Genomic DNA, 12,133 nt, shown 5'->3' on the forward strand with positions numbered 1-12,133 from the left:
GGCCGGAGGGGCCGCACTCAGAAGATCGGGATGGGATATGGGCCGATCAGGCCACTACCACCACAACGACGCTGCTGACAGGTGAAGGAGGGCTGATGACCGCCGGCGCACGCACAACCACGACCGCGGGAGGCGCGGTGTCGAATACGGTGGTGAGTGGGGTGGCGGACATGAAGAGGTCTTCGGATGAGATGAAGTGCTGAGGACTATAACCGTGGCCATTTAATGGAGCAAGACACTCTCGCTGGCAAGCGGTGCGCCGCTTGCCAGCGATTGAAATCAGAACAACCAGCGATACAGCAGATAAGCCACAACCACCGCCAGCACCGGCCGCATCACGCGGTAGGCCTTGGGATTGGCGCGCTTGAAGGTCTTCACCCGGGCGCTGATGACATTGCTGAATTTCTTGCTCCAGGCATAGGCCTGGTTGATCCCGCCGACGCGCTCGTCATCGGTGTTCTGCGGCGCGGTGGCGCGGCCGAGGAACGCGCTGACCTTGCGGTTGACGCGGGTCATGAACGGGCTGCTCAGCGGACGCTCGACGTCGCAGAACAGGATCACCCGGGTGGTTTCGGTTTCGTTCTTCACCCAGTGCACGTAGGTTTCGTCGAACATCACGTCTTCACCGTCGCGCCAGGCGTAGGGCTGGCCGTCGACGTAGATCCGGCAGTTATCGGAGTTTGGCGTGGACAGTCCCAGGTGATAACGCAGGGAACCGGCGAACGGGTCGCGGTGCGGGTTCAGGTGACTGCCGCCGGGCAGCAGGGCGAACATCGCGCCCTTGACGTTGGGGATGCTGTTGACCAGCTCGACAGTCTTCGGGCACAGCAGCTCGGCCGACGGCAGCGCCTTGTCGTACCACTTCAGGTAAAAACGCTTCCAGCCTTTCTTGAAGAACGAGCCGAAACCGGCGTCGTTGTCCTTCTCGGCGGCACGGATATAACCCTCGTCGAACAGGTGCATGGCCTCTTCGCGGATGGTTTCCCAGTTGTTCTTCAGCACATCCAGCTCGGGGAAGCGCTCGCGGTCCAGGTATGGCTTGGACGGTACGCCGGAGAACAGGTACATCAGCGAGTTGTAGGGCGCGAACAAGGCCGAATGGTTGACGAACTGGCGCAGCACGGGAAGGCGTGCCTTGCCGCGCAGGTGCACGTACAGGACGCTGCCGAAGAACAACAGCAGTACGCCAGCCTTGGCGACGAAGGAAAAAGTCATGCATCACTCCTGGAATTTTCGTTCAGGCTCGGCGCCGGAAATCGTCCATGATAAACCGAACAGGCCCCGGTAAAAACAACCGGGGCCTGATAGAGAGTTTTGAGGATTATGTAACAACGGCGGGATCGTGGATTTGCCGGAGATCAGGATTTAACGGTATGCCCATCGCTTACTGCATGTTTTCCTGATCCGTGAACAGATCACTGAACAGCATGCTGGACAGATAGCGCTCACCGGAGTCCGGCAGGATCACCACGATGGTCTTGCCCTGCATTTCCGGCTTCTCGGCCAGGCGCACCGCAGCAACCATTGCCGCGCCACAGGAAATACCGCACAGAATCCCTTCTTCCTGCATCAGCCGCAGGGCCATGGCCTTGGCGTCGTCATCGCTGACCAACTCGACCTGATCGACCATCGATAGATCGAGGTTCTTCGGCACGAAACCGGCGCCGATGCCCTGGATCTTGTGCGGGCTCGGCTTGATTTCCTCGCCGGCCAGGGCCTGGGTGATCACCGGCGAGACCACCGGCTCCACGGCCACCGAGAGAATGGCCTTGCCCTGGGTGTTCTTGATGTAGCGCGATACGCCAGTAATGGTGCCGCCAGTACCGACGCCCGCCACCAGCACGTCAACCGCGCCATCGGTGTCGTTCCAGATTTCCGGGCCGGTGGTCTTCTCGTGGATCGCCGGGTTGGCCGGGTTATCGAACTGCGCCGGCATGAAGTAGGTCGACGGGTCGCTGGCAACGATCTCGTTGGCCTTCTCGATGGCGCCCTTCATGCCTTTCGCCGGCTCGGTCAGCACCAGTTCGGCGCCCAGGGCCTTGAGCACCTTGCGGCGCTCGATGCTCATCGACGCCGGCATGGTCAGCACCAGCTTATAGCCACGGGCGGCGGCAACGAAGGCCAGGCCGATACCGGTGTTGCCCGAGGTCGGCTCGACGATGGTCATGCCCGGCTTGAGTTTGCCGCTGCTTTCGGCGTCCCAGACCATGTTCGCGCCGATCCGGCATTTGACCGAATAACCCGGGTTGCGCCCTTCGATCTTGGCCAGGATGGTGACCCCGCGCGGGGCGATGCGGTTGATCTGCACCAACGGCGTATTGCCGATGGAATGGGCGTTGTCAGCGAAGATACGGCTCATGGCAGGAGGTCCTTTTGGCACCGAGCGAAAAGCTCAAGGGTAAGCCTGCCATGGGGGTGCGTCTACCCCGGCCGAACTCCGCGCCCTTGACGGCGGTCAACCCTTCATGCGCATCCGGGAGACGCCGATGAAACGCCGCTACCGCTGGCCCTTGGTGGGCCTGGCCAGCCTGATCCTGCTGCTGCTCGCCCTGCACCTGTCCCTGCCCTGGCTGGTGCGCGACTACCTCAATGACAAGCTCGCCGACATGGGCGAGTACCGCGGCCAGGTCGCCGATGTCGACCTGGCGTGGTGGCGCGGCGCCTACAAAATCAACGGCCTGACCATCGTCAAGACCAGCGGCAAGGTGCCGGTGCCACTGCTCGACGCGCCGCTGATCGACCTGTCGGTGAGCTGGCATTCGCTGTGGCACGACCATGCGGTGGTCGCCGAGGTGACCTTCCTCAAGCCCGAGCTCAATTTCGTCGATGGCGGCAACAAGCAGGCGTCGCAGACCGGTCGCGGCACCAACTGGCGCCAGCAACTGGAAAAACTCCTGCCGATCACCCTCAACGAAGTGCTGATCCAGGACGGCACCCTGACCTTCCGCAACTTCAATTCCAAACCGCCCGTCTCGCTCAAGGCCACCCAGCTCAACGCCAGCATCCACAACCTGACCAACGTGGTGGACAAGGAAGGCCGCCGCGACGCCAGTTTCGAAGGCAAGGCCCGGCTGCTGGGCGACGCCGCCGTGGAAAGCACCGCGACCTTCGACCCGCTGAGCAATTTCGAAGACTTCGAATTCCGCCTGCGTGCCACCGATATCCAGTTGCGCCGCCTCAATGACTTCGCCAGCGCCTACGGCAAGTTCGACTTCAACGCCGGCCACGGTGACCTGGTGATCGAAGCCCGGGCGCAGAAAGGCAAACTCAGCGGCTACATCAAGCCACTGCTGCGGGATGTCGAGGTGTTCAACTGGCAGCAGGACGTCGAAAACAAGGACAAAAACTTCTTCCGCTCGATCTGGGAAGCGCTGGTCGGCGCCAGCGAAACGGTGCTGAAGAACCAGCCGAAAAACCAGTTCGCCACCCGCGTCGAGCTTTCCGGCAGCGTACATCAAAGCGATATCAGCGCCTTCGAGGCGTTTTTGCAGATTCTGCGCAACGGCTTTATCCAGGCCTTCAGTGCACGATATGAGCGCTCGCCGCCCAAGTCTGACTGAGTCATTGAGTGACGGCCCATTCAGAGACTGAATGGGCCGTCTGCGTTCCCAGTCTTGTAGGACGCACGTTATAGTCGCGCATGACAATTTTCCGCCAGGGCCATGCCCCTTGGCATCCGCAATTGAGGATGGGCACATGAAGTTCGAAGGCACCAGCGCATACGTCGCCACAGACGACCTGAAACTGGCGGTCAACGCGGCGATCACCCTGGAGCGGCCACTGCTGGTCAAGGGCGAGCCGGGTACCGGCAAGACCATGCTCGCCGAGCAACTGGCCGAATCCTTCGGCGCCAGGCTGATCACCTGGCACATCAAGTCCACCACCAAGGCCCACCAGGGCCTCTACGAATACGATGCGGTCAGCCGCCTGCGCGACTCGCAACTGGGCGTGGACAAGGTCCACGACGTGCGCAACTACCTGAAGAAAGGCAAGCTCTGGGAGGCGTTCGAGGCCGAAGAGCGGGTGATCCTGCTGATCGACGAGATCGACAAGGCCGACATCGAGTTCCCCAACGACCTGTTGCAGGAACTGGACAAGATGGAGTTCTACGTTTACGAGACCGACGAGACGATCAAGGCCAAGCAGCGCCCGATCATCATCATCACCTCGAACAACGAAAAGGAACTGCCGGACGCCTTCCTGCGCCGCTGCTTCTTCCACTACATCGCCTTCCCCGACCGCGACACCCTGCAGAAGATCGTCGACGTCCACTACCCGAACATCAAGAAAGACCTGGTCAGCGAAGCGCTGGACGTGTTCTTCGACGTGCGCAAGGTGCCGGGCCTGAAGAAAAAGCCGTCCACCTCCGAACTGGTGGACTGGCTCAAGCTGCTGATGGCCGACAACATCGGCGAAGCGGTGCTGCGCGAGCGCGATCCGACCAAGGCCATCCCGCCGCTGGCCGGCGCCCTGGTGAAAAACGAACAGGACGTGCAGTTGCTTGAGCGCCTGGCCTTCATGAGCCGTCGCGGCAACCGCTGAGCCAACGGGGGCGAATGCCATGCTGCTCAACCTGTTCAATGAAATGCGCGCGGCGAAAGTGCCGGTGTCGGTGCGTGAACTGCTCGACCTGATCAATGCGCTGAAGGCGCGGGTCACCTTCGCCGACATGGACGAGTTCTATTACCTGTCGCGGGCGATCCTGGTGAAGGACGAACGCCATTTCGACAAATTCGACCGCGCCTTCTCGGCCTACTTCAAGGGCCTGGAAAACCTCGACCGGCATCTGGAAGCGCTGATTCCGGAAGACTGGCTGCGCAAGGAGTTCGAGCGCTCGCTGACTGACGAGGAACGCGCGCAGATCCAGTCCCTCGGCGGGCTGGACAAGCTGATCGAAGAGTTCAAGAAGCGCCTGGAAGAACAGAAGGAACGCCATGCCGGCGGCAACAAGTGGATCGGCACCGGCGGCACCAGCCCGTTCGGCTCGGGCGGCTTCAACCCGGAAGGCATCCGCGTCGGCGATGCCGGCAAGCGCCAGGGCAAGGCGGTCAAGGTCTGGGACCAGCGCGAGTACAAGAACCTCGACGACCAGGTCGAACTGGGCACCCGCAACATCAAGCTGGCCCTGCGCCGGCTGCGCAAGTTCGCGCGCCAGGGTGCCGCGGAAGAACTGGATATCGACGGCACCATCGACCACACCGCCCGCGACGCCGGCCTGCTCAACATCCAGATGCGTCCGGAGCGGCGCAACACGGTGAAGCTGTTGCTGCTGTTCGATATCGGCGGCTCAATGGATGCCCACGTGAAAACCTGCGAGGAACTGTTCTCCGCCTGCAAGACCGAGTTCAAGCACCTGGAGTACTACTACTTCCACAACTGCGTGTACGAATCGGTGTGGAAAAACAACCTGCGGCGGACCTCCGAACGCACCTCCACCCTGGACCTGCTGCACAAGTACGGCGCCGACTACAAAGTGGTGTTCGTCGGTGACGCGGCCATGGCGCCCTACGAAATCACCCAGCCGGGTGGCAGCGTCGAGCACTGGAACGAAGAAGCGGGTTACGTGTGGATGCAGCGCTTCATGGAGAAATTCAAGAAGCTCATCTGGATCAATCCGTATCCGAAGGACACCTGGAACTACACCGCCTCCACCAACATCATGCGCGAGCTGGTAGAGGACCGGATGTATCCGCTGACGTTGCGGGGGCTGGAAGAAGGGATGAGGTTTTTGTCCAAGTAATTTCTGTTGCTCTTTGGGGCCTCATCGCTGGCAAGCCAGCGATGAGGCCCTCAGCTCAAACAAACCTCTTGAGCCAATCCCGCATCTCGGCCCACGCCAGTTCCTGCACCACCGCCCGAAACCGCACCCTCTCCCCCGGCAAGCACTGCGCCAGCCGTGCCAGCGCCAACGGCGTCAGCGCACCCAGCCGCGGATACCCGCCAATGGTCTGCCGGTCATTGAGCAACACAATCGGCTGCCCATCCGGCGGCACCTGCACTGCGCCCAGCGGAATGCCCTCGGAAATCATCGGCTGGCCCTGATACTGCAACGCCGGCCCCAGCAAGCGAATGCCCATGCGGTCGGCCCGGCTGTCCAGCGTCCAGTCACGGTTGAAGGCGTCGAACAGGCTCTGCCCGCTGAACTCGCCCAGTTGCGCGCCCATCACCAGATCCAGCAACGGCTCGCCCTCGAACGAAGGCCGTAACGCCAACGGCACCTCGCCCCGGCCCGCCGCCTGGCCAGCACATTCCAGTCGATCGCCCTTGATCAGCGCCCGCCCCTCGCCATCCGGCCCGCCGAGCCCTTCGCGCACCACCGTCGCGCAACTGCCCAGCACCTGCGGCACCGCGAAGCCGCCCGGCGCGGCAAGATAGGCGCGGGCGCCGTGCAGCGGCTGATTGAAGCGCAGGCGCTGACCCCGACGCAGGGTGAAGCTGCGCCAGGGTTTGAGGGGGTGATCGTCGAGCCGGGCATCCAGATCGGCACCGGTCAGGGCCAGGCAACAATCCGCCTCGGCCACCAGCGCAAAGCCGCCGAGGGTGATTTCAACGACGGCCGCCTGCGCTGGGTTGTCCAGCAGCCAGTTGGCCCAGCGCGCCGACCCCCAGTCCAGCGCTCCGCCTTGGGTCACGCCCAGATGACGCACGCCGAAACGCCCGGCGTCCTGCACCTGGCACAGCGGTGTGCTGGCCTCGACCGTCAGTACACTCATGGCTGTTCCTCCAGCGGGGTGTCGTCGCCGCCCAGGGCCAGGAATTCAGCGTGGGCGATGGCCACGAAACGCACGCGGTCGCCGGGTTGCAGCAGGCTGTAGCCGTCGCGCTGGCGATCGAACAACGGCGCGGGGGTGCGTCCGATCAGGTTCCAGCCGCCCGGCGACAGCGCCGGATAAGCAGCGGTCTGCCGCTCGGCGATACCGACGCTGCCGGCCGCCACGCGCTTGCGCGGGGTCGCCAGCCGTGGCGAGGCCAGGGATTCTTCCACCAGTCCCATAAAGGCAAAGCCCGGCGCGAAACCCAAGGCGAATACCTGATACTCGCGGCCGCTGTGACGACGGATGATCTCGTCCTCCGACACGCCGCAACGGGCCGCCAGCACGCTCAGTTCGGGGCCGACGCTGGCGTCATACCACACCGGAATCTCAAGCCGCCGCCCGCCGGCGCAGGTGTCTGGCTGCAGGTCGCGCAAGGCGTTATTGATAAGGTCGCGCGCCTCAAGCGGCGAGCACAGCAGCATGTCGAACTGCAGCATCAGCGTGGTGTACGACGGCACCAGATCGATCAGCCGCTCGCCGAACACGGCCCGCAGCCGCTGGCTGGCGGCGAGCATCCACGGCATGTTGGCTTCGTCGATGGCATCGAACAGACGGACCATCAGGCAATCGATGGCGACCACTTCGACGCGCAGCTTCATGGCGTGGCCAGGGCGTCCAGCGCCTCGCGGATCTGCCGTACCGCCGCCACCGAGCTGTGGTTGTCGCCGTGCACGCAAAGGGTCTGGGCCCGCAGCCGCACCGCGCTGCCATCGCTGGCGGTCAGCGGCTCGCCGCGGGCCAGGCGCAGGGCCTGTTCCAGTACCAGGGCGGGATCGTGATGCACCGCTCCCGGCAGGCGCCGCGACACCAACCGGCCGGCAGCGTCATAGGCGCGGTCGGCGAAGGCTTCGAACCACAGCGTCACGCCCAGTTCGTCGCCCAGCGCCTGCGCCGCGCTATCGTCAGCAGTAGCCATCAGCATCAGCGGCAGGGTCGAGTCGTAGGCGGAGACGGCTTCGAGCACGGCGCGCAGGGTGTCCGGGTTGGCCATCATGTCGTTGTACAAGGCGCCATGGGGTTTGACGTAGGCGACGTGGGTGCCCTGGACCCGGCAGATGCCGTCCAGCGCACCGATCTGGTAATGCAGCAGGTCGCGGATTTCCTCGTTGCTGCAGGCCATGGACCGGCGGCCGAAGCCTTGCAGGTCCGGGTAGGCGGGATGGGCGCCGACCAGCACCTTGTTGGCCGCCGCGAGGGCCACGGTCTGGCGCATGATGCCGGGGTCGCCGGCGTGGAAACCGCAGGCGATGTTGGCGCAATCAATGAAAGGCATGACCTCGGCATCCAGACCCATGGTCCAGTTGCCGAAGCTTTCGCCCATGTCGCAGTTCAGGAGCAGACGACTCACACGGGCCTCCGGTTTAACGGTTCAACGCCAGCTTGGCTGCACAGCTTTTCGCCGGCCACCCATGATGACCCAGCCGACCAGCAGCAACAGGCTCTCGATCAGCAGCGCGAACAACACCGCGCAACCCAAACCCCAGGCCGCAGCGTCCGGGGTCAGGAGGATCTGGTAGCTATAGCCCTTGAGGGTTTCTTCGAGGATCGCCGGGTCTGGTCGCGTCAGCACGTGCAGGGTGCGACTCAGCCAACCGCTCTGCAGCGCCTGCCATTCGCTTTCCAGCATCTGGTTGCGGCTGAGCAGGCTGTCGATGCTGTTGGCGTCACTCTGGAACACCGGGTCGTCGCTGGCGCGGTAGTGCCGCACCAGCGCCTGCAAATCGCCCTTGAAGAAGCGCTGCGCAGTTTGCTCGAAGCCTTTCAGGCCCTCGCGCGACTCCAGCAGATGGGCTTCGACCCGCTGGCTGTAGTCGTTGATCAGGCCGGGAATCTGCACCCCCAGCAGCAAACCGCAGGTGAACAGGATCAATCGCAGGTAGCTTCTGAGCATGACGCCTTTCCTTAGCGGGCCTGACCCCGTGCGATGCATTCGCCGCGCCGCCACAGGCCCCATTGGCCGGGCTCGTAGCGGTGCCAGGTTTCGTTTTCCGTGAGCGCCTCGGTGGCGATGACCGTGACCACGTCGTTGGGGGTGGTTTCGGCCTGGAAGTCGACGATCATGTCGACATCCTTGAGCCGGGCCGGGCCGAACGGCGCACGCCGGGTGATGTGTACCAGCTTGGTCGAACAGAAACAGAACAGCCAGTCGCCATCACTGAGCAGGCAGTTGAACACGCCCTTGCCGCGGTATTCGTTGCAGGCCTGTTCGAGCACCGGAATCAGTTCTTCCACCTCCACAGGCTCCGGGAAGGCTTCGCGGATACGGTTGAGCAGGTCGCAGAAGGCCGCTTCGCTGTCGGTGTCGCCGATGGGCCGGTAGAAAGTCGTCTGACCGTTGAACTCGGCCATCTGGCCGTTGTGCGCGAAGCACCAGTTGCGCCCCCACAGTTCGCGGACGAACGGGTGGGTGTTGGACAGGCAGACCTTGCCGACGTTGGCCTGGCGGATGTGGCCGATGACCACTTCACTCTTGATCGGGTAGCGCTGCACCAGGTTGGCGACTTCCGACTCGCAGCTCGCGGCCGGGTCCTGGAACAACCGCAGGCCGCGCCCTTCATAGAAACCGATGCCCCAACCATCGCGGTGCGGGCCGGTGCGGCCGCCGCGCTGCATCAGCCCGGTAAAGCTGAAAACGATATCGGTGGGGACGTTGGCGCTCATGCCCAGTAGTTCACACATTGCTCGGGTCGCTCCAGGCGTTACAGACGCGGTTCGAGACGTTGGCGCGGGCCGCCCGGCGGCAATTCCGGCGGCTCCTCGCGGTAGCGGCTGGCACTTGTAACAGGCTCGGCCATGACTTCGTCGGCATCACGCTTGGCGGCGGCTTCGGCGCGCTCGCGACGGGCACGGGCGCGGGCCTCCAGCGGCAGGCGGATGGCGACGAAGATAAGGTAAAGGGCGAAGGCGATCATGCCGTACATGGCCAGATCGGAAGCGGCGCGCCAGACGTTGTTGCCGACCTTGAACAGCATGTCCAGGGCGGTAATGGCGATGGCCGGGGCGAACAGCTCCTTGACCGGGTCGATGATGGTCGGGGTCAGCAGCAGCACCGCCATCAACACCCGCAGCGGCTCGCGCAGCCAGCGCCACATCCAGCCGGTGATGCGGAAACCCACCCACAGGCAGCCCAGGGCGGCCAGGGCGTACAGGCCCCAGGCGAACAGATAGTCGTTTTCGGTCATGGCGTCCGTGGAAAGGTAGGCAAACAGGCGCTTATGATAACGGCTTTTCCGCGCGCAGGCGCCCCCCAGCCAAGAGAACCCCATGTCCGCTACCGCCAACGCTTCCCCTGCACCGATCGCCCGCCAGGGCGACGGACCGGATCCCTACGCCTGGCTACAGGAGCGCGACGCCGCGGAGGTCATGGCCTACCTGGAAGCCGAGAACGCTTACCAGCAGGCGCAACTGGCCGACCAGGCGGACCTGCGCGAGCAATTGTTCGAAGAGATCAAGGGCCGCATCCTCGAAACCGATCTGTCGCTGCCTTCGCCCTGGGGCCCGTACCTGTATTACACCCGCACCACGGCGGGCGACGAGTATCCGCGGCACTACCGCTGCCCGCGCCCGGCGGACGATTCGAACACCGTCGATCAGGACCGCGAAGAACTGCTGCTCGACCCCAACGCCCTCGCCGACGGCGGTTTCCTCAGCCTCGGCGCCTTCAACGTCAGCCCCGACCACCAGCGCCTGGCTTACAGCCTCGACACCAGCGGCGACGAGATCTACACCCTGTACGTCAAGGAACTGGCCAGCGGCGAAATCCGCGAGCTGCCGTTCGACGACTGCGACGGCAGCATGACCTGGGCCAACGACAGCCAGACGCTGTTCTTCACTGAACTGGACGACACCCACCGGCCCTTCCGCCTGTACCGCCACCGCTTGGGCAGCGCGGACGCCGAGGCGGTGTTCGAAGAAGCCGACGGGCGTTTCTTCCTGCACTGCTACCGGGCCAGTTCCGAGCGCCAGTTGATCCTGCTGCTCAACAGCAAGACAACCAGCGAAGCCTGGGTGCTGGACGCCGACACCCCGGAGCAGCCCTTCACCTGCCTGGCAGCGCGGGTCGAAGGCCACGAGTACTACCCCGACCACGGCCAGCTCGACGGCGAATGGCGCTGGTTCATCCGCAGCAACCAGGACGGCATCAACTTCGCGTTGTTCCAAGCACCAAGCGGCGCGGTACCGAGCCGCGCCGACTGGCAGGTGCTGGTCCCGCACCGCGACGACATCATGCTGGAAGGCCTGACCCTCAACGCCAGCGCCCTGACCCTGAGCCTGCGCGAAGGTGGCCTGCCGATCATTGAAGTGCATCCGGCGGGGCTGCCGGTCTACCGCGTGCAATTGCCGGATGCCGCCTACAGCCTGTACGTGCAGGACAGCCTGGAGTTCGCCAGTTCGCGCATCCGCCTGCGCTACGAGGCGTTGAACCGCCCGGCACAGGTGCGTCAACTGGTCCTCGCCTCTGGCGAGCAGGCCGTGCTCAAGCAGACCCCGGTGCTCGGCCCGTTCGATGCCGACGCCTACGTCAGCCGCCGTCTCTGGGCCACCGCCGGCGACGGCACGCGCATCCCGATCAGCCTGGTGCAGCGCCGCGAAGACCTCGGCCGCCCGGTGCCGCTGTACCTGTACGGCTACGGCGCCTACGGCGAAAGCCTCGACCCGTGGTTTTCCCATGCCCGCCTGAGCCTGCTGGAACGTGGCGTGGCCTTCGCCATCGCCCACGTGCGTGGCGGCGGTGAACTGGGTGAAGCCTGGTATCGCGCCGGCAAGCAGGAACACAAACAGAACACCTTCGACGACTTCATCGCCTGCGCCGAACACCTGATCGCCGAAAACGTGACCAGCGCCGGGCAACTGGCGATCAGTGGCGGCAGCGCCGGTGGCCTGTTGATCGGCGCGGTGCTCAACCAGCGCCCGGAACTGTTCAAGGTCGCCATCGCCGAAGTGCCGTTCGTCGATGTGCTCAACACCATGCTCGACCCCGAGCTGCCGCTGACCGTCACCGAGTACGACGAATGGGGCAACCCGCAGGAGCCGGAGGTGTATGCGCGGATCAAGGCCTACGCGCCTTACGAAAACGTCAAGGCCCAGGCCTACCCGTCCATGCTGGTGATCGCCGGCTACAACGACAGCCGCGTGCAGTACTGGGAAGCGGCCAAGTGGGTGGCACGCCTGCGGGTGACCCGCACCGACGACAATCCCCTGCTGCTCAAGACCGAACTGGGCGCCGGCCACGGTGGCATGAGCGGGCGTTATCAGGGCCTGCGCGACGTGGCGCTGGAATATGCCTTCATCCTGAATGAGCTGGATGTGGTGTAAAT

Annotated in this window: 12 protein-coding genes; 4 read left to right on the plus strand and 8 right to left on the minus strand. The window is 64.1% G+C overall.

Features of this window, described 5'->3' with window-relative positions:
* Nucleotides 1-279 precede the first annotated feature (279 nt).
* Entirely contained in the window at nucleotides 280-1,215 is a 936-nt protein-coding gene (locus CKW37_RS02670) for an aspartyl/asparaginyl beta-hydroxylase domain-containing protein (protein WP_095153903.1), read from the minus strand.
* A 169-nt stretch (nucleotides 1,216-1,384) separates the two neighbouring features.
* A complete protein-coding gene (gene cysK / locus CKW37_RS02675) occupies nucleotides 1,385-2,359 on the minus strand; it encodes a cysteine synthase A (RefSeq protein WP_095153904.1) in 975 nt (324 codons plus the stop codon).
* 127 nt (nucleotides 2,360-2,486) lie between these two features.
* On the opposite strand from cysK, the gene CKW37_RS02680 reads away from it, so the two are divergent.
* The 3 genes from CKW37_RS02680 (at nucleotide 2,487) to CKW37_RS02690 (ending at nucleotide 5,740) form a co-directional block, all read left to right on the plus strand.
* The gene (locus tag CKW37_RS02680; protein ID WP_095153905.1) at nucleotides 2,487-3,560 is read left to right on the plus strand and encodes a DUF748 domain-containing protein; all 1,074 of its coding nucleotides are present in this window, start codon (nucleotides 2,487-2,489) and stop codon (nucleotides 3,558-3,560) included.
* Between the two features lie 136 nt (nucleotides 3,561-3,696).
* Nucleotides 3,697-4,542: a MoxR family ATPase gene (locus tag CKW37_RS02685; protein WP_095153906.1), complete on the plus strand. Its 846-nt coding sequence runs from the start codon at nucleotides 3,697-3,699 to the stop codon at nucleotides 4,540-4,542.
* 19 nt (nucleotides 4,543-4,561) lie between these two features.
* A complete protein-coding gene (locus CKW37_RS02690; RefSeq protein WP_095153907.1) occupies nucleotides 4,562-5,740 on the plus strand; it encodes a VWA domain-containing protein in 1,179 nt (392 codons plus the stop codon).
* Nucleotides 5,741-5,795: 55 nt separating this feature from the next.
* Here CKW37_RS02690 and CKW37_RS02695 read toward each other — a convergent pair whose 3' ends face one another.
* From CKW37_RS02695 to CKW37_RS02720, 6 genes are read right to left on the minus strand one after another with little or no spacing between them, the layout of a single operon-like run.
* Complete coding sequence (locus CKW37_RS02695; protein WP_095153908.1) at nucleotides 5,796-6,713, minus strand: biotin-dependent carboxyltransferase family protein; 918 nt, start codon at nucleotides 6,711-6,713, stop codon at nucleotides 5,796-5,798.
* Entirely contained in the window at nucleotides 6,710-7,414 is a 705-nt protein-coding gene (gene pxpB, locus CKW37_RS02700) for a 5-oxoprolinase subunit PxpB (RefSeq protein ID WP_095153909.1), read from the minus strand. The genes CKW37_RS02695 and pxpB overlap by 4 nt, the downstream gene beginning before the upstream one ends.
* The gene (locus tag CKW37_RS02705) at nucleotides 7,411-8,163 is read right to left on the minus strand and encodes a 5-oxoprolinase subunit PxpA (RefSeq protein ID WP_095153910.1); all 753 of its coding nucleotides are present in this window, start codon (nucleotides 8,161-8,163) and stop codon (nucleotides 7,411-7,413) included. Before CKW37_RS02705 ends, pxpB begins: the two co-directional genes overlap by 4 nt.
* 21 nt (nucleotides 8,164-8,184) lie before the next feature.
* Nucleotides 8,185-8,706 carry a DUF2937 family protein gene (locus CKW37_RS02710; protein ID WP_095153911.1) on the minus strand — a complete coding sequence of 174 codons (522 nt, stop codon included), beginning with the start codon at nucleotides 8,704-8,706 and terminating at the stop codon, nucleotides 8,185-8,187.
* An 11-nt stretch (nucleotides 8,707-8,717) separates the two neighbouring features.
* Nucleotides 8,718-9,494 carry a class II glutamine amidotransferase gene (locus CKW37_RS02715; RefSeq protein ID WP_095153912.1) on the minus strand — a complete coding sequence of 259 codons (777 nt, stop codon included), beginning with the start codon at nucleotides 9,492-9,494 and terminating at the stop codon, nucleotides 8,718-8,720.
* Between the two features lie 20 nt (nucleotides 9,495-9,514).
* Nucleotides 9,515-9,997, minus strand: a complete 483-nt coding sequence (locus tag CKW37_RS02720) for an MFS transporter (protein WP_095154330.1) — start codon at nucleotides 9,995-9,997, stop codon at nucleotides 9,515-9,517.
* 82 nt (nucleotides 9,998-10,079) lie between these two features.
* Here CKW37_RS02720 and CKW37_RS02725 point away from each other — a divergent pair, with 82 nt between their 5' ends.
* Entirely contained in the window at nucleotides 10,080-12,131 is a 2,052-nt protein-coding gene (locus CKW37_RS02725; RefSeq protein WP_095153913.1) for a S9 family peptidase, read from the plus strand.
* Nucleotides 12,132-12,133 lie beyond the last annotated feature (2 nt).

It is taken from the genome of Pseudomonas sp. Irchel 3E13 (genome assembly GCF_900187455.1).
GTDB lineage: Bacteria > Pseudomonadota > Gammaproteobacteria > Pseudomonadales > Pseudomonadaceae > Aquipseudomonas.